Genomic DNA, 22,026 nt, shown 5'->3' with positions numbered 1-22,026 from the left:
CCCTGTGGCTGAAGAAGCACTTGGCCTTTGCCACCGCTTCTACCGGTCCCGGGCGCGCGAGTCCAGGCGCCGGTCGGCACAGGGAATCGGATGGGGGCTCGGTCAAGGGGTCAGGCGCAAGATTCGACCGCAGGCGCGACATTATCTCTTTCGTAACCAGATGGTCGGTAAGACGGACAGGACCTTCCGTCTTCCCGCTGGCCGCCTTCCCGCTGGTGCACGCCCATGCCGATGAATGTCCTGGAAATCGCCGTCTATGCCATGGTCCTCACCGCCGGCCAGCCGCATCCCTTCGAATGCGTCGCGGTCAAGCCGGAGGGGGTGAACTGCACCAACGGCCTGTCGGCGAAGGCCGACGGCCCCAACCTGCTGTTCAACACCGGGATCCAGGTCATCAAGGACCGTCAGGGCCGCGTGCAGCTGAGCAACGGGCTGCAGACCCGCTTCGACAGCTCCGCCTGGGTGGAATTCCAGGATGCGGGCAAGAAGCCGGTGGTCAGCGTCCGCAAGACCGGCCCGCTGCGCTTCAAATTCTCCAACGGCTTCCAGTGCGAGGCGATGGGCAACCCGGAAGACATGGCCCGCTGCCACAAGCCCTGACGGCGTTCTTCCTCGATCAGGTCTACAGCCTCCTGCGTTTGATATTAAACGCAGGAGGCTGTAGCTTCATGTTGGGCGATCGGATTCACGCTTCAAATCGATTCCGATTTTACGCGATCCGATCTAGCGGCTGATGCCGCGGCGGTCCATTTCGTCTTCGATGGCGCGGCGGTTCTGCCGGATCTGGCGCTGTTCCTCGCTCAGCCGGTCATACTGGCTGCGCAGGTCGCGGTCGGAATAATCGCTGTAGGCATTGCCGCGGCGGTTGCCGGAAGAGCCCTCGTACCGGCGGTCGTCGCGGTTCACATTGCGGTCGTCACCCGCGCGGTCGTTGCGGTCCTGCGGATAGGCGTTGGGATTGACGGTGCGGTTCAACTGGTCGAGCGCTCCGCTCCACCCGTTCTGTGATTGCCCATTCTGCGACTGGCCGGTCTGGGCCAGCGCCGGCGACGAGAGGGCCAGGACGGCCGCGGCCGCCAGGATGACTGTACGCATCGGACGAATCCCCTTCATGCGGTTGTCGTTCTCTTATCGACAACCGCCGGGGACGCCATCCGTTACGCGTCCAGAGGATCGGGGCCCAGGTCGCCACGGCCGTGCGGCGCGTCGAGGTCCAGCTCCGGCCCCTTCGGCACGATGCCGGTCGGGTTGATGGTGGCGTGGCTGCCGTAGTAATGGCGCTTGATGTGGTCGAAATTCACCGTCTCGGCCACGCCCGGCACCTGATAGAGGTCGCGCAGATATCCCGACAGGTGCGGATAGTCGGCGATCCGCCGCTTGTTGCATTTGAAATGCCCGACATAGACGGCGTCGAAGCGCACCAGCGTGGTGAACAGGCGCCAATCCGCCTCGGTCAGGCGGTTGCCGGCCAGCCAGCGCCGGGTCGCCAGCTTGGCGTCGATGCCGTCCAGCGCGGCGAACAGCGCGTCGAAGGCGGCCTCGTACTTGTCCTGGGAGGTGGCGAAGCCGGCCTTGTAGACGCCGTTGTTGATGGCGTCATAGACGAAGGCGTTGACGCGGTCGATCTCCTCCACCAGCTCCGGCGGGCAGAAGTCGGTGCGCACGTCGGTGAAAGCGTCGAACTCCCGGTTCAGCATGCGGATGATCTCCGCCGACTCGTTGTTCACGATGCTGCCGGTCTTCTTGTCCCACAGCACCGGGACGGTCACCCGGCCGCTGTAACCGGGATTCGCCTTCAGATAGACCTCGTACAGGCGGCGGGCGCCGGTGACCGGCTCCGGTTCGGCGAAGGTCCAGCCGTCCGACAGCATCAGCGGATCGACGACGCTGACGCCGATCACCCCGTCCAGCCGCTTCAGCTTGCGGAAGATCAGGGTGCGGTGCGCCCACGGGCAGGCCAGCGACACCATCAGGTGATAGCGCCCGGCCTCCGCCGGATAGGGGGTGGAGCCGTCGGCCGACACCCGGTCGCGGAACTGCGCCTCCGTCCGGACGAACGCGCCGCCGGTCTTCTTGGTGTCGTACCACTGGTCGTGCCACTGTCCGTCGATCAGCAGGCCCACGGCTCCCTCCTCTTCTTCAGCGCTTGTGACGGTTCATCAACCGTGCAGCTTGGTCGCGATCTCTGCGACATGGCGGCCCTGGTAGCGGGCGCCGTCCAGCTCGACCGCACTGGGACGGCGGGAGCCGTCGCCGCCGGCGATGGTGCTGGCGCCGTAGGGCGAGTTGCCCATCACTTCCGAAACGCCCATCTGGCCCTGGAAGGAATAGGGCAGGCCGACGATCACCAGACCCAGATGCAGCAGCACGGTGTGGGTGCTGAGGATCGTGCTCTCCTGCCCGCCATGCTGGGTGGCGGTTGAGGTGAAGGCCGCGCCGACCTTGCCGACCAGGGCACCCTTGGCCCACAGGCCGCCGGTCTGGTCGAGGAAGTTCTTCATCTGCGAGGCCATGTTGCCGTAGCGGGTCGGCGTGCCGATGATGATCGCATCGTACTGCGCCAGCTCGTCCACCGTGGCGACGGGGATGTTGCTCTCGTCCTTGTAATGGGCGGACTGGCGGACGGCCTCCGGAACCAGTTCCGGCACGCGCTTCACCGCCACCTCGGTCCCGGCGACGGAGCGGGCGCCTTCGGCCACCGCCTGCGCCATTTCCGACACATGGCCCCAGCTGCTGTAATAGAGGACCAGAACCTTCGCCATCGCCGTCACTCCCTGTTTTGTTGCGCAATCGGGTCGCCGCGGCCGGTGCCGGCCCGGCGGTGACACCAGAGATAGGGCGCAATGGCGTTTCCGGTAATCCCGGATCTTGGCACCTCATTGTTTCCGGGTGTAGAACAATGCCATGGATCGCCTCGACGACATGCTCGCCTTCATCAAGGTGGTGGACACCAAGAGCTTCACCGCCGCCGCCGACCGGCTCAATTTGTCGAAGTCGGTGGTCTCCCGCCGCATCGGCGAGTTGGAGAACCGGCTCGGCGCGCGGCTGCTGAACCGCACCACCCGCAAGCTCAGCCTGACCGAGGTGGGGCAGGCCTATTACGAGCGCTGCACCCGCATCCTCGCCGACCTGGAGGAGGCGGAGCAGGCGGTCGCCGACCTGCACGCCGCCCCGCGCGGCCGGCTGCGGCTGAACGCGCCGGTCAGCTTCGGCATCCTGCATCTGGCACCGGCGGTGGCGGAGTTCCTGGAGCGCTATCCGGCCATCGAGATCGACATGGACCTGAACGACCGCACGGTCGATCTGGTCGACGAGGGCTATGATCTGGCGGTGCGCATCGGCAAGCTGCGCGACAGTTCGCTGATCGCCCGGCGGCTGGCCCCGGCGCGGATGGCGCTGTGCGCCAGCCCGGCCTATCTGCAGAAGCATGGCGTGCCGGAGACGCCGGACGATCTGGCCAACCACAACTGCCTGATCTACACCAACGTGCCGACGCCCGATCTGTGGCCCTTCATTGTGGATGGCGAGCCCCGCAACGTCCGCGTCTCAGGACCAATCCGCAGCAACAACGGCGACCTGCTGCGCGAAGCGGCGGCGGCCGGCGTCGGCTTCATCATGTCGCCGACCTTCCTCTGCGGACAGGCACTGACGCGCGGCGAACTGGTCAGCGTGCTGCATCGCCATGTTCCAACCGAGGTCAGCGTCAATGCGGTCTATCCGCAGAACCGCCACCTGTCGCCGAAGGTGCGGGTGTTCGTGGATTTCCTGGTGCAGCGATTCGGCCCGCGCCCCTATTGGGACTGCGCGCTGCTGGATACGTTGCCCCAAGACGAAGGCTGAGGCGGCTTAGGACGGCTGGTTCGGCCGGCGGCGGGAACGCAGGTTGAGCGCGGTGATGAAGTTCGGCTGCTGGCCGACCACCGGGCCTTGCGGCACCGGCTTCTTCGGGGCGGTGGACAGGAAGCCGCCGACCCGGCCGCGCAGTTCGACCGCATGGTGCGCCGCCTCGTCCGCGGTTTCCGCCACCTGACGGCGCACCGACGGCTCCAGCGTGTTGAAGGCGCGGGAGGCGAATTCGAAGGCCGGCTGCGATTTGGTGGCGATCACCTGACGCAGCGCCTTGGACACCAGCACCGTGTCGAGACCGCCCGGCCCCTCCACCCCGTCCAGCACGTCGGCGAGGATGCCGATGGCCTGGATCGTGCGGTTGTCGTCCAGCGAAAGGTCGTGAGCGTCCATACGGGTCTTCCGATCGTCTCAAGCGGTACGGGCCCCGTCCCTGCGGACAACCCGGTTTGCACCAGACGAATCATAGTGTTTGCGCCGGCGTCTGGCAATGGACGCCAGATCGGCCGGCGGTGGAATCGTTAAGACGGCGCTTGGATCGTCACCACGGGAGGGTCAAGGCCGAGTGGCGAAGGTCGGCGGCAGCAGCCGTTCGACGCAGGCGCCGGCATCACCCACGGCCAGCGTCTCGATGAAACGGGCGGCGGCGGTGCGGCCGCACGGGCTGGCGCCCAGCACGTCATGGCCGAGGCCGCGGAAGGACAGCAGCGTCGCCCGCGGCAGGCTCCGCCCCATCGCCTCGGCCCGCGCCGGGGTGGTGAAAGTGTCGTAGGCGCCGGTCAGGATCAGCGCCGGCACATCGGACGCCACCGGCCGGTAGAAGGACGCATCCACCGGCCGCAGTCCCAGCGCCGGACAGGCCGCGTCGTAATCGGTCTCCACCGCGTCGGCCACCACATAGGGGCGCAGATCCGCCGCAGCGCGGCGGGCGGCGGCGGCATCGATGTGCGGCCGGTTCTCGCGGCAGCCGATGGTCAGGTTCAGTCCATAGGCCAGACTGTCCAGCACGGTCCAGATCGGCGGCGGCATCACCAGGGACAGGATGGCCGGATCGTCCAGCCGCCCCGCCGTACCGGCACCGACAATGCGGTCGAGCCGGTCGAGCAGGGCCGGCACCGGCACCATCCCGTCGCCGCTGCCCAGCCGCAACGCCAGGACGCCCGCCAGCATCGGCCAGTCCAGGCGCAGGTCGGTCTCCCGCCCGGTGACGGGATGGCGCAGCCGCAACTCCAGCGGCCGGCGCTCCAGCGCCACGGACAACCGTTCGACCGCCTGCCCCAGCCGGGGGAAGGCGCGGGCGCAGTCGGGCTGGGCGGCGCAATCCTCGACCATGCGGCGGTGGGCCTGCCGGATGGCGGTCAACCGGTCGAGGTCGAGCCACGTCGCGTCCGCCGTGGCCGGAGAGTTCAGCACGAGGCTGCGCACCGCCGCCCCGTCGATGCGCAGCAGCGCCTGCGCCAGCACCCCGCCATAGGAGGTCGCGACGACGTTCCAGCGCTCCACCCCCAGTGCGCGGCGCAGCGCCGGCAGGTCGGCCGCGCTCTGGCCGCTGTCGAAATCCTCCAGCCGGTAGCCGGCACGGCGCAGCGGCTCCAGGCAGGCGGTGGCGTCCTCCGCCGTCACGCCGCCGAACCAGTAGCGGAGCGGGTCCAGCCCCGGGCAGCGCAGCGACGGCTTCGACAGGCCGGTGCCGCGCTGATCGACCAGGATGACGTCGCGGCTGGCCCGCATCGGCGCCAGGATCGCGGCGGTGCCGCGCAGATCGTCGCTGCCGCCCTGCCCCGGCCCGCCGCTGAGCAGCACCACCGGATCGGCGGCCGGCGCGCCGTTCAGCGCCGGCAGGATCGTCACGAACAGGTCGAGCGGCAGACTGTCCGGCCGCTGCCAGTCGGACGGCACGCGAAAGGACCGGCAGCGCGGCGCCGGCCCCGCCGGCAGCGGACCGTCCGGGCAGCGGGCCTCCGACAGCGCCGGGACAATCGGCTGGACCGGAGGGACCGCCGGGACCGCCGCAGGAAGAGGGGCCGGGACGGGAACGGGGATGGCAGGCGGCGGCTCCACCACCACGACCGGGGGCGGGGACAGCGGCGGGCTGGCGAGCCGGTCGATGCCGAGGCCGAGCAACCCGCCGGCCAGTGCGCAGAGCGCCAGAAGGCCGCCGATGAGGGCGAGACGCCGGCCGCCGCTTCTCATCGGCTGAGCTATTCGGCGACGGTGGCGAAGAAGGCGGACTGGGCGACCACGCCGCCCTTGGCCTCCGCCTTCGCCAGCGCGCCGCGCAGGCTCGCCAGATAGGGACCGGCCGGTTCCACCTCCTCGCGGTCGGCGGGGAACAGCGGTTCGCGGGTCACCAGCGCCAGGATCATCGCCGGGCCATAGGGCGGGGCGATGGTATAGACGCGCTCGCTCGCCGACTTCGCGACGCCAAGCGTCACCGGCCGGCCAGCCTCCAGCCGGTCGTCGCGGCGCAGCCGCATCGGCACCATGTGGATCGCGTTGCCTTCCATGTCGATGTAATCGACCGTCAGATAACCCGAGGTCCCGGCGGTCACCGTGACCTCCAGCTTGTCGCCCTTGCGGTAGACCATCGACGGCCGGTTGAATCCCAGCCCCAGCGCACTGCTCCCCTGCCCCTCGGCCCGCGCCGGCAGTCCGGCGACGCCCAGCGCCTCGCACAGCGGCCAGGGCCGTACGGCGACCTGCGCATCGACGTCGATGCCGGGCGGCAGGGCGGTGATCGCCGCCTTCAGGATCCGGGCATCCTCCTCCGTGCCGACATAGCCGCCGATCCGCAGCCCGTTCCCGGCCTCGGCCGTGTGGACGCCGGCGCAGGCGAAGCCGCCCGCGGCCGTCTCCACCGCCTTGCGCGCCTCGGCCGGCGTCAGGCGCGGGACCGGGGGAGCGACGGGAAGGGCCGCCTGCTCGATCTTCGGCTGCGGCTGAGCTTGTGTCGGGACCGGAGGTGTGACGGTCTGGACCGCCGGGGTGACCGGCAGCGGCGGAGCGGCCGGCTCAGCCTTCGGCTGGACGGGTTGGGGCGGCACGGCGTCCAGTTTCACCGCCTCCTTGGCCGCGGGCGGAGGTGCGGGTTGGAGCACCGGGGCCGGGGTGGAGGTGCCGAGCGGCGCCGTCGTCATGCCCGTCGAGGGCGGCGGAACAGACGCAGTGGTGACCGGCGGAGCCGCAATGGTCGGAGCCGGCTCGGTCGGGGCGGCGGCCTGCTTGGCGGGTGGCTGCGATTGCCCGAACAGCAGGAAGCCGGCGACACCGGCCGCCACCAGACCGCCGACCCCGCCGGCGATCAGGCCGACCGGCGCCTTCTTCGCTTCCACCTTGGCTTCCTTGGGGACGTTGGCCGCCACCGTCGGCGCCACCACCGTCTTGGTCTCCTTCTCCGGCGTGGAGACCGGAAGGGAGGTGTGTTCGAAGGGCGTGATGTCGGCGGCGCGGCGGGTCAGGGCGCCGACCAGCTCCGCCATCGTCCTGGCCCGGTTCTGCGGGTCCGGTTCCAGCATCGAACAGAGGACGCCGCGCAACGGCTCCTCCACGGCCGACAGGTCGGGCACCGACATGCGCCGCTCGATCATCGCCTGCGGCGTGCGGCCCATGTCGAGCGGATGACCCAGCGCCGCCGCGGCCAGCACCAGACCGGCACTGTAGATGTCGGACTGCGGCCCCACCTGCCCGCCGAACAGCCCGAACTGCTCGGGCGAGGCAAAGCCGTATTTGCCGGCGAAGCCGTCGCCGATGACGGTTCCCGCCCCGGCGGCGGTCTGCTTGGCGATGCCGAAATCGATGATCTTGGCATTGGCGATGTCGCGGCCGGGCAGGATGACGTTGTCGGTCGACATGTCGCGGTGGATGATGCCGCGCTGGTGCGCCGCCGCCAGACCGGAGGCGATGCGGTCGAGCAGGACGGCGACCGACGCCGTATCCAGCGGACCGGCCTGCAGCACCTCGTGCAGCGACGGACCGTCGAGAAACTCCATCGACAGCAGAAGCCGGCCGAATTCGTCGCGGAAGACGCCGTCGTAGGACACCACCGCCTCGTGCCGGATCTCCCGCAATGCCGCCGCCTCGCGCCGCAGCAGCTCGACCATCTTGGCGTCCTGCGCCAGTTCCGGCCGGATCACCTTCACCGCATGCCAGGTGTCCATGTCGACATGGCGGGCGCGGTGCACCTCGCCCATGCCGCCGCGGGCGATCAGCCCCTCCACCCGATAGGTGTGGCTCAGCAGCGTGCCCGGCCCGATCGGTTCCGGAACGGCCCGGACGCCTGAGGGCTCCACCCCGGAAGCGGTGGAGGACGGCACCGGTGTAGACGGCGGCGCCGTCAGCCGGGTGGCCTGGGGATCCACCCCTGTTTCCGTGCCCGAATCCGTCCCCGCGCCGTCAACAGGCAGGATGGCGGTGGGCTCGTGGCGGTCGTCGGGGGGCTGGGCCATGGAAGGGGCGTGGTCCGGTCAGAGGGTTGATGCGGCGGCGGTGTCGGGAGGGTTCAGTCCGGCTTTTCGCCGCCGGTGCCGTCACGGCGGATGAAGCGGTCGTATTCGCGGGCGATGGCATCGCCGACGACGCGGTCGAAATCCTCCTCCAGCTCGACCACCAGATCCTTGTAAAGGACTTCGTACTGGTCCCAGTAGCGCGCCTTGCGCGCGGCCGGAACGAGGCTGTCGAGAAGCCGCGTCTCCAGCCGCTGGCTGAGCGCGCCGGGATCGAACTTGGCGACCACCTGCTTCAGCGCGGTCTGCAGCGCCGCGGCATAGGCAAGGTGATGGACCTGCACGTCGCTCGCCGCCTCGCGCACCGCATCGCCCATCGGCAGGAAGCCGCGCAGGCGCGGATTGGCCAGCACCGACACCGCCTCGTCCAGAGTTTCGCACCGCTTCAGCGGGTTCTCGCCGGCGGGGCGGAAGCTGGTCTGCTCCAGATGGAACTCGTCCTTGAAGCGTGCCCGGGCCCGCAGGCTGGCATGCAGCGCCCCCAGGCTGGCCCGCAACGCCTCGCCCAGGCTTCGCATCATCGCGGTGGCATCCGGCAGCCCGTCCGGCGGCAGCGGCGCGCCGAACCCCTCATAGAAGGCGGCGACCGCCGCACCGCTATCCGGCGTCGACGGTGACACCGGTGCCGGGGTCGGGGCCGGATTCGACCTTGGCGCCGGAACCGGCATTGCCGCGACCGGCCGGGGGGCGAGATCGGTATGGTCCTCCAGCGGATCCACGTCCGGCAGCGGGTTCGGTTCCGACGGGAGAGCCGGGGCGACGGATTTGAGCGGCAGATCCGGCGGCGCCTGATCGGGCAGCGTCTCGTCGATGTTCCAGTCGTCCGGAAGCGGCTGGGCCGCTTTCGGCGGCGGGAGAAACGACGGGTCCGGGATGGCGGGGGATCCCGGCTGCGGCGCGCCGAAGGGCTCGTCATCCCAATCGTCGGGGATGCCGCCGCCGGACGACCGCTGCGGCTCGTTAGAGAATGGGGGCGAGAATGGAGCCGAATCCTGCGCCGGGAAGGAGACGCCGACCGACAGCGCCTGGTTCAGCGGATCGGAATGGTCGTCGACGGTGCCGAAATGCCAGTCGTCCGCCCGCTCCCGCGCCGCCGCCCCGCTGCTGGAGGAGGTCCAGGCATCGAACGGCTCGGCTTCCGAACGCAGCGGCCGGTCCTCGAAAGGGCGTGCCGTCGGATCGTCGAACAACTCGTCGAACGGGTCCTGCTCAGCGGCGTTCCGTGCCGAAGCATGCCGTGCCGGAGCGTCCCACGCCGGCGCCGGAGCGAACGGGTCGGCCTCCCCGCCTCTGGCACCCAGCGAGAAGGCCCCGGTGATTTCGGTGAAGCTGGGGGCGCTCAGCGATTCCACCATCGCCTCGATGATGAAGCGGCCGATGCGGATACGGTCGCCCGACGACAGCGGCGCCGACGCGTTGCGGCCGATCGGCTGCTCCGATCCGTTGAGGAAGACGCCGTTGGTGCTGGTGTCGGTCACCCGGAAGCCGGAGCCGGCCGCTTCGAACACGCAATGCTGGCGCGACAGCAGCAAGTCGGGATCGGGCAGGATCCAGCCGTTCTCCACCCCCCGCCCAACGGTGAGGCTGCCGCCATGCAGCGTCTTCTCGGCATTGCCGCCCAGCGACGCGCGATGGTCCGACACGATCCTCAGCCTCAGCATTCCACCATCTCCTCCGCTGACAACTCCACCGCTGGGATCTCCCTTGGTTCGGGCATCAGCGGACAGGGGGGGCGCCGCCGGCCCCGGCTGGCGCCCAAGAGGGCATCCCTGCGGGCGTACCTGCGGGCGCACCGAGGGGCACCTCGACACGGCGCAGATCGCCGTCCACCAGTTCGAACAGGACCAGCGCCTCGGCGCCGGCGTCCTCCATCATGAACCGGATGTCGGACCCGAACAATGCGTCGCGCTGGGCCGCATCGCTGATCGGCAGGAAGCTGCGCAGCACCGCCGGGTCATAGAAGCGGAACAGATAGGCCGCCCCCTTCGCGTCGTTGACGATGGTGAGCTTGCGGAAATGCCGGCGCACCATGTCGATGTCGCCGCCGGCCTGCACCAGGATGCCCCAGCCACGGCCCCAGCCCTCCCCCACCAGCCAGTCGGCGACGGCGCCGCCGCGATCCAGCCGGACGAGATAGGGGGCCACCTCGGCCATCTCGCTCGCGGTTTCGCCCTGATAGAGGGCGCGCATCTCCGCCTCCTCCTCCCGCGCCAGCAGGCCGGGATAGAGGCCGGGGTCGCGCGCGGCGTCGACGATCATGTAGAGAGCGCGCCGTTCGCCATCCGGCCCGTCAATAGTCGCGCCCTGCGGCCACAAATGATGCGCGAGCCGGGCGACCACCTCCTGCGGGGTGCGGCGGGGGGATGGACCTGTCATCGCCTGGTTCATGTCCGGTGGGTCGTTTCTGGCATCATTTCCGGCATCATTTCTGACAGATCTCGCACAGCGGCGTGTTGGACGCGGCGGCGTTGCGCATCACCATGGCCTGCGCCGCGGCCTTCGGGCTGTGACTTTGCGCCGCGCGCGGCAGCTTCGCCTTGGGCGGCGCCTTGATCGACCCGCCCTTGTCCTTGTCGGCGGGCGACGGCTTGTCGGGCTTCGCCGGCGCCGCGCTCAGCCCGTTGGCGGCACCGCCGCTGTTGATCAGCACCATGGTGCCGTTCATCGAGATGCCGGCCGCGTTCAGCGTGATGAAGCTGCCGCCGACCTTGAGGGTCAGCGAGGCCCCGGCCTCCAGGCACAGGTTGGTCCCGGCATGGACGGCATAGTTGGTGCCGACCTTGTCGTGCAGATCGACGCCGATGCTGCGCGACACGCCGCCGCCGATGGATTCCACATGGTCGCCGTCCACCGTGGCGTGGTGGTTCTTGCCCACCCACTCCCACAGGCCGCCGGCGACGTTCACATGCTGGCCCGACGCCACCGACGTCCGGCTGTCATGGCCGATGCGCAGGTCGTAGTCGCGCTGGGCATGAAGGAAGACCTGCTCCTTCCCCGCCTTGTCCTCGAACCGGATCTCGTTGAAGCCGCGTCCGCCGGGCGAACTGCGCGTCTTGATGCCCGACCGCGTCTTGTGTTCGGGCAGGGCATAGGTCGGCAGCGCATCGGCGTTGTTGACCACGCCGATCACCATCGGCCGGTCGGGATCGCCGTCGACGAAATCGACCAGCACCTCCATGCCGACGCGCGGCACCGTCTGCATGCCCCACTGGTGCCCGGCCCAGCTCTGCGCCACCCGGATCCAGCAGGAGCTTTTCTCGTCCGACCGACCGCGGCGGTCCCAATGGAACTGCACCATGATGCGGCCGAATTTGTCGGTGTAGATCTCCTCCCCCGCCGGCCCGACGACGAAGGCGGTCTGGATGCCGCGCACCGACGGCTTCGGCGTGCGCCGCTCCGGCCGCACCACCGATTTCGCCGGCAGGGCGTGGAAGCTGTTGCCGTAGGAGGCCTTGCGCTTGTCGCCGGGCAGGAAGCCTTCGTTGCAGGCGTCGAACTCCAGTTCGGACACCACGACCGGCTGGTTGTTCTCGGACGCCGTCGGGTGGTCGGTCAGGGCGAAGGTCATGCCGGGATGCAGGGTGCGGCAGGCGCCGACGCCGCGCACCCCCTCCAGCCCGCGCTCCTCCGTCTCCATCCGGCGCCGCGCGAGCGTCGAGCCGGCATCGCGCGTGGCAAAGCGGCCGGGATATTCGAACAGCTCGTATTTGGTGGACACCGGCACCTTGGCGACCGACGCCTCGTCGCTGTCGAGCGGCGTGCGCGGCGCCTGGAAATCATAATCCTTGGTGGCCCAGCGCCCCGACGCGATGGAATAGACCCGCTCCCAGCGCTCGATCTGGTCGGCATATTGGCCGCTGGGGTTGAAGCGCAGCGTGGCCGGCGACAGCTTGGCGTAGCCGGCGGCACTGTCCGACAGGATCAGTTTGTGGCGGTTGCGCTCATGCGCGAAGTAATAATAGATGCCCTCTTCTTCCAGCAGCCGGCTGACGAAGCCGAAATAGGTCTCGTTGTACTGGACGCAATATTCGCGCGGCTGGTAGCTGCCGGTCAGGCTGCGGAATTCGAAATTGGAAAAGCCGAACTCATGGAAGATCGTCTCGACGATCTTCGGCACCGCCATCGGGCCGCCGCTGCCCAGGCTGTGGAAGATACGGCAATCGCTGGTGTAGGACAGCAGCGACAGCCAGGGCACCACCTCGATCGTGTAATAGCGCTGGTCGCGTCCCACCGGCACGCCGACGCCGAGCGAGCGGGCGATGCCGTTGACGTAATGCCGCTCGCCGTCCAGCTGGCGGAAGCCGATGTTCACGCTGTTGCCGACGATGACTTCCGGCGCCAGCGGTTCGATGGGACCGAGCGCATCGATGCGGTACAGGAAGGGGCTGGACAGCGATTCCCGCCCCCGGACCCGCTCCACCAGCAGCACGTCGGGACCGGCCGGGGTTTCCAGCGACAGCAGGCGGTCATCCTGGACGAACTGCATCACGCGCCCTCCCCGGCCCGGCCGGTCAGGAAATCGGCGAAGCGGGCCGCGGGCGGCAGGCCGGCGCCGGTGAATCCCTGCTCCGCCACGCCCTCGCCGCCCAGCGTCCACCAGCGGGCGGCGGCGGCGGCCGACGGACCTGAGGAGCGCGGCACCGACAGGGCGCCGACGGAGCCGACGAAGGCCTCCACGTCCAGCGTGTTGGTCAGGGCGGACAGGGCCAACTCCTCCGCCGCCTCGAACCATCCGCCGTCTGCCTCCACCCCGTCGGCGGCGTGACCGGGTGCGAGCAACGCCACCAGGGTCAGCGGGAAATGCCGCCCGGCCTTGTCGACGCTGGACATCATCACGCCGGCCGCCGCCTGCGGTCCGCACACACCGGCCTCCAGCACGAAACGCCAGATCGGCGCGTTGAGGTAGCGGTCCATCCACCCCTCGCCCAGCGCCGCCCGGCTGGCCTGCAATCCATCGAGCAGCCACTCGTGCCACGGGTCGGCGAAGCTCCGCGGCAGGCCGCGGAGCAGGAAATCGCCGCGTGCCGGCAGCTTGCCGAAACAGCCGGCATTACCCATCAAAGACTGGCCCATCAAAGACTGTCCGGGCATCGGAAATCCTTGAGGTCGCGGATCGAGAAGGGGTTGACCGCGCTTGTCATGCGCACGTCGAACCCGGCCGACTTGCCGGCGGCGCCGAAGCTCAGCGGGATGCGGTCGGGCACCGCCCCCTTGCGGCCGCGGTTGGCGTCCAGCGTGCGGAACCACGCCCAGCTTCCGCTGCGCTGGGTCATCTCCGGCGGTTCGGTCGGCTGGCCGGTGAAGGTCACGCGCAGGTCGCCCGCCCCGCCCGGCTTCGGCCATTGCAGGCCCTGCGCCAACGTGGCGTTGCGGGCGAAGGTCAGGCGCTGGCCGTCGATGTCCAGATCGACCTGCTCCACCCCCGGGCCGAGATAGGTCGGGCGCAGTTCGAAGCGCAGCGACGGCGCCCGGCCGCCGTCGGGGAAGAAGGCGTCGCGGATCGCCGCCGCATGCTGGAAGGCCGGCAGCACGGCGGCCGGGATGCCGAGGTCGGCGGCCGACGGCTGCCAGCGCCAGGGCTCCTTCGTCGTGTCGACGAACGGCCGCAGCCGGTTGGTGAAGAAGGCGTCGATCAGCCCGCCGGGTGCGAACATCCGGGCGAAATCGTCCATGCCGACATCGGCCGAGGCACCCTTGACGAAGGGATAGCGGTTGTCGAGCGCGCGGCGGCACCAGGGCACGACCGTGCTCTGCCATTCGGCGTTGATCTGCGAGCGGGCGCCGCTCAGCGTCCGCGCCGTGCCCTGCTCCACCAGCTCCTCGGTCCAGCGGCGGACCGGCTGCGGGAAATAGCCGACGTCGGTGGCGAGCTTCTGGAACACCTCGCCGCCGCCGTTGGCCGCCAGATCGAACAGCTTCTGCCCGCTGCCGGAGCCGAGCGACAGCCGCGCCAGCACGGCATGCACGGCCTCCAGCTGGCGCAGCAGCTCCTCCAGCCGGGCGTTGCCGCTGTTGCGCGTGAAGTCGTTCAGCGGGCGGAAGCGGTCGTCGACCATCTGCGTGACCAGCTTCGCCACGCCGCTGTCGGCCGCCGCCGCGGCAACCGCAGCCACCGCGGGCGAGGCGCCGGCCGGCGCCTCCGGCACGCGCTGCAGCGTCGTTTCGTTCGCCACCGCCGTCAGCAGCTTCTGCAGGGGAGAGCTGCGGCCGGACAGGATGTTGACCTCCTCGGCCAGCGCCTGCGGGTTGGCCGCCGGCACCAGGGTGATGTCGTTCAGCAGCGCGTCCCAGCGGCCGGCATAGTCGCGCAGGTAAAGCGTCAGCGCCGCCGTCTCAAGTTCCGGACCGGCCTCCTCCCCGCGCGGGGGGCCAAGCAGCCAGCTGAGGTCGCGCACCGAGCGCGCCGCAGCAGGCAGGCCCGGCAGCATGACGGAGGTGAAGCCTTGCAGGGTATAGAAACCGGGGACGCCGTCGCTGAAGCGGGCGCCGGAGGAGCGGCGGAACACCCGGTCGCCTTCCGGCCCGGCCTGTTCCGACGGGCGCCAGTCCTGCAGCTTGCGCGCCGCCTCACCATCACGCACGGCGGCATAGGCGCGGGCGGCCAGCGGCGTGCGGGCCAGCACCTCGCGCGCCTGCCGGATCAGTTCGGCATCCAGGTTGGCCTTCGGCAGGCCGGCGGGAGCGGACAGCCCGGCGTCGATGTGGCCAAGGACCGCCTTGGTCTCGTCCTCGCCCGGCGAGGGCGAGACGCGGCGCAGCCAGCCGACGGTCCAGCCTTTCACCTCCTCGCCATTGACCGGCCCGGCGCCGCCCAGCGTCAGATAGAGGCGCAGCAGCGCCTCCACCGCCGGGGCGTCGTCGGCCATCAGCCGGTCGCGCAGGTCGCGCTGCACCCGCACCAGCAGGCGCGGCATCAGCAGCCCGTTGACCGCGCGGCGATAGAGCGCGTCGCCGGCCTCCTCCAGCTTGTCGCCCTGATAGAGGCCGAAATCGAGCGCCAGCTTCTGCTTCAGCGCCAGCGTGTCATGGCCGGCCGGCAGGGCGCGCAGCTCGTTCAGCACCGGCAGGACGCGGCGGATGTCGTCGTCGGCGACGGTGCCGGCCGCCAGCGCCTCCGCCTTCGGCCGATAGGCGTCGACCGCCTGCTGTTCGCGGTCGATCAGCCCGGCATTGCCGAGATAGCTGGCGACCCAGGCGGCGGTCGCGGCGGTGGTGACCAGCCCGAACAGGCTGTAGGCGATGCGCGGAACCCAGATGCGCCGCCGTTCCGCCGCCGGGTCGAATCCGACCATGTTGGCCTCGCGGAACACCAGATCGTTCAGCAGGCCGCCCAGGAAGTAGCTGCGCTGCTGCCCGGCGGCGACGGCACCGCCGCGGAAGGGTGCCGCCGGCAGGCCGAAGCTTTCGGCCAGCCCGCCGATCAGCCGGTCGATCTGCGTGCCTTCCTGGGTGCCGCTGGTGAAATAGATGCCGCGCAGCCGCAGCGCCGGCTCGTAGCGGTTGGCCTTGAAGGCGGCGGATACGAAGTCGAGCAGCGGTTCCTTCAGGGAAGCGAACTGCGAGGGGAAGGCGAAGATGGCGCCGCGCCGCTCCTGCGCATGCTCCTGCTGGATGCGGTCGACGGCGCGGCCGGACAGCCGGCCGGCGATGCCGTCCAACTCGCTGCCCAGCGTCGCCATGCCGGCATCGCCCAGTTCGCTTTCGCCCGCCGGCAGGGTGACGCCGACGATCTGCCGGCGCTCGTCGCGGTTCAGGTCATGGAAGAACTCGTTGAAGCCGGCGATCAGGTCGGCCTTGGTCAGCAGCAGATAGACCGGCGCCTTGACCTTCAGCGTCTCGTACAGCTCGCGCAGGCGGCGGCGGATGGCGGCCGCATGCTGCGCCCGCTCCTCCGGCCCGGCGGCGGCGAGGTCGGGGACCGCCATCGCCACCAGCACGCCGTTGATCGGCTGGCGCGAGCGCGCATCCTTCAGCAGCTTCAGGAAGGCGCCCCAGCCGGTCTGGTCCACGGTCTCGTGGCTGTCCTGGGTGGTGTAGCGCCCGGCGGTGTCGAGGAAGATCGCCTCGTCGGCGAACCACCAGTCGCATTGCCGGGTGCCGCCGACACCCTTCAGCGGCTTGCCCCCGGTCTCGTCGGCCAGCGGAAAGTTCAGGCCGCTTTTCAGCAGCGCCGTGGTCTTGCCGGCACCCGGCGGGCCGATGATGACGTACCAGGGCGTGCTGTAGAGATAGCCGTCGCCCAGGCCCCGCTGCTTGCGCCCGGCCTTCAGCAGGGCGAGCGATTCGGCGAAGGTCTTGCGCAGGCCGGCGACCTCGTCGGCCTGGTCCACCGCCGCCATGTGGGCCGCGTCGGCGCCGCCGGTCAGCTCCGCCGTCATCCGTTCCTCCGCCTTGGCGTCGCGGCGCTTCAGCAGGAACAGCACGATGGCGAGGATCGGGAAGGGCACGGCTGCGGCGACCGCCAGCCAGGGCATGTCCAGACCGGCGAGCGGCGCCAGCAGCGCGATCAGCGCCGCGGCGATCACCGCGCCGACGAGGCCCAACACTGTGCGGGAGAGCAAGATGGCGGTCAGCCGACTCATTCCGATACCCCTGTCCCAATCTTTTTCCGGCCGCTGGCACCGCCCCGGGCGGGGCGGTTCCGCTCACTTCTTGAGGATGATGTCGATCCGGCGGTTCGCCGCCCGGCCCTCGGGCGTGTCGTTGGACGCCACCGGCTCGGTATCGGACTTGCCCTCCGCCTTCAGGCGGGACTTGTCGGCGAACAGCGGCTCGAACTCCGCCATCACCGATTCGGCGCGGGCCTTCGACAGGTGCCAGTTGGACGGAAAGCGCAGACGCCCGCCGCCGGTCATCGGCACATTGTCGGTGTGGCCGGTGATCAGAACCGCGCCCGGCTCTTCCGCGACGGCGCGGCCGACGCGCAGGACCGATCCCCGCACCTTGTCGTTCAGGCTGGCGCTGCCGCTGGCGAACAGGTTGGTGCCGCGCATGCGCACGGTGACCGACAGCGCGTCCTCCACCACCTCGACCAGTCCTTCGGCGATCTCCGGCTCCAGGAACTTGCGCACGCGCTGGACCTGGGTCGTCGGCGGCGGGGGCGGCGGGGCGATCTGCGGCGGGGGCGGCGCCTCCTCCGCCAGCTTGACCGGGGCGGGCGATTCGATCACCACGCCGCCATGCGGCGGCAGCCCGGCCAAGCCGGCGAACAGCCGGTCGGACGCGCCGTTCAGCAGGAAGCTCAAGGCCAGGAACAGCAGCAGCAGGAACAGCGCGGTTCCGGCGCCGGTCACCCAGACCGGCAGCGAACTGCGCGGCGGCCGGTATTCCACCGCCATCGCCGCCGCGTTCGGGCAGAGAATCCGGTCGGCGTAGCCGCGCTGCTTGACCAGGATGTTGTAGACCTCTTCGCGGATGCGGGCGTGCTCGGTGTCCTGGCGCCCGCCGACGCGGTAGCGGCCACGGAAGCCCAGCGACAGGCAGAGATACATCAGCTCAAGCAGATCACCGTACTTGCCGGGGTCCTGCCGGGCGGTGGCAAGCCGGTCATAGAACTGCTCGCCGCCGACGACATTCTTGTGGAACATGCTGGTGACGTTCTGGCGCGTCCAGGAACTCTGGGTGCCCCAGGGGGAGTTCAGCACGATGTCGTCGATGAGCGCACAGAGCACATAGTGCGCCGTCGCCTGGGTCGCGCCGTCCATGCCGGACGACATGACCCATTTCTTGAAGTCGCCGAGCGCGCCGATCACGCGCTGGCGCAGCGATTCGAGGTCCGGCACACCGCCGATGTCGTTCAGCCGCGCCGCCAGAAGCAGCACCGGCGAGGCGGCGGCGGCCAACGGCGACCGCGCGGCGAAGATGGCCGCCAGCGCCGGGCCGGAAACCCCGACCGCCGACGCCCGCGACGCGAAAACCGTCTCCCCGCCGGCCGAACCGCCGGCCGAACCGTCCGACGCGGCCGGCCGCCGGCCGCCCGGTGTCGGCATCAGGACCGTGCGTTCCGATTCCGGTCCGGGTGTGCCGCCAAACTGATCGCCGCCTTGCATGTCCACCCCAATCCGCGCTCCGTCCCGGAAACGGTCCGGTCCCCCTTTACAACCACTTTGAACGAACCAATCGAGCTTAATCTACCCATTTTTATCGGCCGAATTCGGTATGGCGTGCGTCACTCTGCCATGGCGCCGCACGCCTCACGGCTTCCCGGCCTCCGGCGCCGCCAGCGGGAAGGGATTCAGCTCGTTGCCGCCGGTCTTGAAGATGGCGGACTGGTGCCAGCGCTTCTCCCGCGCCAGCCGCGGCACCGCACGGTTCACATACTGGCCGAGCGTCAGGTTGTAGACCGCCTCGTCCCCCGGCAGCAGCGCCTTGCCCTTCAGCCCTTCCAGCACCGCGTGGGCGAAGATGCCGTTGCGGCCGTCATAGCTGTCCAACGCCTCCTCCTGCTCCGACGAGGCGGCCAGGAGGTAGCGCTGCCCCATGTCCTGGTACAGCTTGTCGACGGTTCCGGCGGACACCGCGCCGGAATGGCAGGTGTCGAGCATCACCAAGACGTTGCGGGCGGAAATCGCGCTGACCAGCCGGTTCAGCTCCTTCTCCGACAGTCCCTCCCGGCCGATCGCCTCGGCGGTGGCGGCGCTCACGTCCTGGGTGATGAAGTGGTAGAGCTTGACCGACGGATCCTTCGGCGACGGCACGATCACGCCATGGCCGGCAAGATAGAGGACGACCGTGTCCTCCTCCCGCGCATTGGCGGCGAGCGCCTCCAGCCCGGCGACCACGGCCTCGCGGCTCGCCTCCTCGTCATAGAGCGTCTTCGACAGCGCCAGCGACTGGTCCCGGTCATAGCCTGCGGGAATCCGGTCGCGCAGCGCGTCGGCGAAGGCGGTGGCGTCCGCGCGGGCGAAGCGCAGCTGCGATCCCTCCGGCCGGTACTTGTCGATGCCGACGACGAAGGTGATCAGCCGCGGCCGATCAGCCACCACACGCTGCCCCTTGCCGTCGTCCGCCGCGGCGTCTGCCACCGGGGCCGGCTTCGGCAGCACGAAATCGACCAGGGCCGAGCGTTCGTAGATCGCATCGGAGCCGTTGTAGGCGCGGATCTGCACCCGGTTGCTGCCGGGATCGAGCCGGACGGTGCTGACACGCTCCTCCGGCGCCGGGGTCTGGTCCTTGGGCGAAGCCGCAGATGATTGCGGAGCAGCGGATTGGGCGGCGGAGGGTTGCGCCGCAGGTTGGGGGGGCGCCGGCTCTTTGGCGCGGGCGAAGGCGCGCGACTTGTCCTGACCGCTGACGTTGCGGCCGTTGCGGAACAGGTCGACCGTGCCGATGCCGCCGCCGGTGTCGGCCAGACGATAGCGCAGGCGGACGGAACCGATGCCCTCCGGCAAGGCGACGGTCAGGCGCGGTTCCTCCGCCGCGACGTCCAGTTCGACCCCCTGCGATCCCGCCGGAGACCCGCTCTGCACCGACGGTTTCGGCGGCTTCGGCGGTGCCGCCGGCGACGGTGCCGGCTCCTTGGCGCGGGCGAAGGCGCGGCTGACCGGCGTCATGTCGAGCGGATGGCAGGTTTCGGCATCCGCCGCGGCGGCCGGAGTGGTCGGAGCGGCGGGCGGCGGGGCCGGGCTTCCCGCCGACGCGGGCGCCTCGCTGGCGCCGGTGCCGAGCGCCAGACCGCGGGAGGCGGCGGGCACGGTGCAATAATCCAGCAGGGTCACCTGCGGCCGGCGCTGGGTCAGCAGGCGGATGTCACCGATGGCGGCGAGCCGCGCCGCGATGTCCGCCTGCCCGGTCTGCTGCAGCTTGGCGCGCACCAGTTCGGGGGCGTCGAAGACGCGGTAAACCTGCTTGAACTCGATCCACTGGCTGCCCTTCTTCTTCGGGTCGTTCAGGTGGAAGCCGACCAGCGTCTCGCCGCCACTTTCGGAATGGTCGAAGAAGGCCTCCGGCGTCCACAGCACCCAGCGGCGGCCGTCGCGGTGCGGGAACAGCGCCGCCAACTCCTCCAGCGGGCGGGCGCCGCCCGACAGCGCGTACCAGCGCAGCGTGCCGTCGCCCAGCGCCGCCACGGCGACGCGGCCGTCGGCCGACGCGACGACCCCCCACACGGCGGCCGGCACCTCGGCGCGGGCAAGCTCCGCCCCGGCCGAATCGAGCAGGCGCAGGCTGAATTCGCCGCCCAGCAGCACGCGGCGCTGCGGACCCAGCACGGTGACGCTGCGCGCCCACTCGCCGCTGTCCAGCTTCACCGGCTGGCCGTTCACCTTCGGCGCGCGGCTGTTGCGCCAATCGGCGACACCGATCCCCGGCCCTTCGACGGTCGGGCGGTTCAGGCCCGGCAGCGGATCCGGCGCCGGGGTCAGGCTGCGGGCCAGCACGTCGAAGCGCATCGGGCGCTGGCCGCCCTGCTCCATGCCGAATTCCAGCACCAGACCGTCGTCGGACAGGCCGAAGCGGCCGAGATGGATGTCGCGGTAATCGGCGACGTCGCCCATGCGGGCGAACTGCAGCCGGCCGGCCGGGTCGATCACGCCCCAGCCGGGATCGGCGGCGGCGAAGGCCACCCCGCCGCCCGGCAGGGCCAGAAGATATGTCACAGAGTCGCGCGCCGCCGCGACGTCAGTGAAAGCGCCCTTCCCCGCCTCGGCCCAACGGCGCACCACGTTGCGCGTGCCGTCCTGCGTTGCGGTGCCGGCGGCGACCAGGGTGGCGCCGTCCCAGGCGACGGCGGCGAAGCTGCCCCCGGCGATGCCGGTGGTCTTCGGAGAATAGCGCGTCTTCAGGTCGGTGCCGGACAGCACGTCGACCCGCGTCTGGTCGGCATAGCCGACGGCCAGCAGCGACCCGTCATGGGAAAAGGCGACCGAATAGGGCAGCCCCTTGCCCGGATTGCGCTTGGTCTTCTGCTTGAACCCGGCGTCGTAGAGCCGGACATTGCCGTCGAAGGAGGCGGTGGCGAGCCGCCCGTCGGGGGCGAAGGCCAGGGCCGAAACCCGTGCCTCGTAGCCGGTATCCTCCGCGACCAGTCGGAAGCTGGTGCTGTCCCACACGCGGATGCCGGCGGTGCCGCCGAACGCCCCGGCGACGAAGCGGCCGTCCGGCGAGATGGCCAGATCGTTCAGCACCTGCGGCTGGCCGGGAAGCCGCGCCTTCAACCGCTGCGCCTTCACGTCGAACAGGTAGAGCGTGACGCCGTCACCCCAGCTGGTCCCGGTGTTCCCCGCGGCGACCGCCAGCGAACCGTCGGCGGACAGGGCGACGGCATAGAGCGCCCCCTCGTCCCCCGCCTCCATCGGCACGCGCAGCACGCCCAGCGGCTCGCCGCTGTCGCGGCTCCACAGGCGCAGGGTCTTGTCGTTGGAAACGCTGGCGATCAGCCGGCCCTGCCCATCGGTGGCCAGCCGGTTGACGCGCGCGGTGTGGCCGCCGGTCTCGATCCGCAGGAAGGCCCCGGTCGACGCATCGCCCGCCAGCGCCGCCCCGGCCCCGAGCCATCCCGTCAGGAGCCCGGCCAGCAGCAGGCCGAAGACAGCCCACGAAAAGGCAGCGGCACGGAGGCCGCATCGAAGTCGCACGATCGGGCGAGTAGGACAGCCGGCCATCATCCGTTCCGCTTGCACTGGGTCACCGGGAGCGGTCCGGCCAAGGGTCCCGTCGATTTCGGGGGACATGCGGCCGA

The 22,026-nt window shown here is 70.3% G+C and carries 15 protein-coding genes; 2 read left to right on the top strand and 13 right to left on the bottom strand.

Annotated elements, in window-relative coordinates; translation table 11 throughout:
• The first annotated feature begins 225 nt into the window (after positions 1-225).
• Positions 226-600, top strand: coding sequence for a hypothetical protein (locus tag B9N97_RS10390; protein WP_085086022.1), 375 nt, complete (start codon positions 226-228; stop codon positions 598-600).
• A gap of 123 nt (positions 601-723) precedes the next feature.
• Here B9N97_RS10390 and B9N97_RS10385 read toward each other — a convergent pair whose 3' ends face one another.
• From B9N97_RS10385 to wrbA, 3 genes are all read right to left on the bottom strand, one after another.
• Positions 724-1,095: a hypothetical protein gene (locus tag B9N97_RS10385; RefSeq protein ID WP_085086020.1), complete on the bottom strand. Its 372-nt coding sequence runs from the start codon at positions 1,093-1,095 to the stop codon at positions 724-726.
• A 62-nt stretch (positions 1,096-1,157) separates the two neighbouring features.
• Positions 1,158-2,123 carry a glutathione S-transferase family protein gene (locus tag B9N97_RS10380; RefSeq protein WP_085086018.1) on the bottom strand — a complete coding sequence of 322 codons (966 nt, stop codon included), beginning with the start codon at positions 2,121-2,123 and terminating at the stop codon, positions 1,158-1,160.
• Between the two features lie 36 nt (positions 2,124-2,159).
• Entirely contained in the window at positions 2,160-2,762 is a 603-nt protein-coding gene (gene wrbA / locus B9N97_RS10375) for an NAD(P)H:quinone oxidoreductase (protein WP_085086016.1), read from the bottom strand.
• Between the two features lie 142 nt (positions 2,763-2,904).
• On the opposite strand from wrbA, the gene B9N97_RS10370 reads away from it, so the two are divergent.
• A complete protein-coding gene (locus B9N97_RS10370; protein WP_085086014.1) occupies positions 2,905-3,840 on the top strand; it encodes a LysR family transcriptional regulator in 936 nt (311 codons plus the stop codon).
• A 6-nt stretch (positions 3,841-3,846) separates the two neighbouring features.
• On the opposite strand, the gene B9N97_RS10365 is transcribed toward B9N97_RS10370, so the two are convergent.
• The 10 genes from B9N97_RS10365 to B9N97_RS10320 form a co-directional block, all read right to left on the bottom strand.
• Positions 3,847-4,239 (bottom strand): hypothetical protein, encoded by a 393-nt coding sequence (locus B9N97_RS10365; RefSeq protein ID WP_085086012.1) that lies wholly within the window; start codon positions 4,237-4,239, stop codon positions 3,847-3,849.
• 162 nt (positions 4,240-4,401) lie between these two features.
• A complete protein-coding gene (locus B9N97_RS10360; RefSeq protein WP_085086010.1) occupies positions 4,402-6,039 on the bottom strand; it encodes an alpha/beta fold hydrolase in 1,638 nt (545 codons plus the stop codon).
• Between the two features lie 8 nt (positions 6,040-6,047).
• Positions 6,048-8,291, bottom strand: a complete 2,244-nt coding sequence (locus tag B9N97_RS10355) for a serine/threonine-protein kinase (RefSeq protein ID WP_085086008.1) — start codon at positions 8,289-8,291, stop codon at positions 6,048-6,050.
• 53 nt (positions 8,292-8,344) lie between these two features.
• Positions 8,345-10,009: a type VI secretion system-associated FHA domain protein TagH gene (gene tagH / locus B9N97_RS10350; RefSeq protein ID WP_085086006.1), complete on the bottom strand. Its 1,665-nt coding sequence runs from the start codon at positions 10,007-10,009 to the stop codon at positions 8,345-8,347.
• A 55-nt stretch (positions 10,010-10,064) separates the two neighbouring features.
• A complete protein-coding gene (locus B9N97_RS10345) occupies positions 10,065-10,724 on the bottom strand; it encodes a DUF4123 domain-containing protein (RefSeq protein ID WP_244560656.1) in 660 nt (219 codons plus the stop codon).
• A gap of 46 nt (positions 10,725-10,770) precedes the next feature.
• Positions 10,771-12,834, bottom strand: coding sequence for a type VI secretion system Vgr family protein (locus tag B9N97_RS10340; RefSeq protein WP_085086002.1), 2,064 nt, complete (start codon positions 12,832-12,834; stop codon positions 10,771-10,773).
• Positions 12,834-13,421, bottom strand: coding sequence for a type VI secretion system-associated protein TagF (gene tagF, locus B9N97_RS10335; RefSeq protein WP_244560655.1), 588 nt, complete (start codon positions 13,419-13,421; stop codon positions 12,834-12,836). The genes B9N97_RS10340 and tagF overlap by 1 nt, the downstream gene beginning before the upstream one ends.
• Entirely contained in the window at positions 13,421-16,930 is a 3,510-nt protein-coding gene (gene tssM, locus B9N97_RS10330; RefSeq protein WP_085085999.1) for a type VI secretion system membrane subunit TssM, read from the bottom strand. The genes tagF and tssM overlap by 1 nt, the downstream gene beginning before the upstream one ends.
• Before the next feature lie 63 nt (positions 16,931-16,993).
• Entirely contained in the window at positions 16,994-18,337 is a 1,344-nt protein-coding gene (tssL, locus tag B9N97_RS10325; RefSeq protein ID WP_244560654.1) for a type VI secretion system protein TssL, long form, read from the bottom strand.
• 204 nt (positions 18,338-18,541) lie between these two features.
• Entirely contained in the window at positions 18,542-21,922 is a 3,381-nt protein-coding gene (locus B9N97_RS10320) for a caspase family protein (RefSeq protein WP_244560653.1), read from the bottom strand.
• Between the last annotated feature and the right edge of the window lie 104 nt (positions 21,923-22,026).

Source organism: Azospirillum oryzae (assembly GCF_900177515.1).
GTDB lineage: Bacteria > Pseudomonadota > Alphaproteobacteria > Azospirillales > Azospirillaceae > Azospirillum > Azospirillum oryzae_A.
The sequence above is the reverse complement of the archived record's forward strand: the minus strand, read 5'-3'. Positions and strand labels throughout refer to the sequence as shown.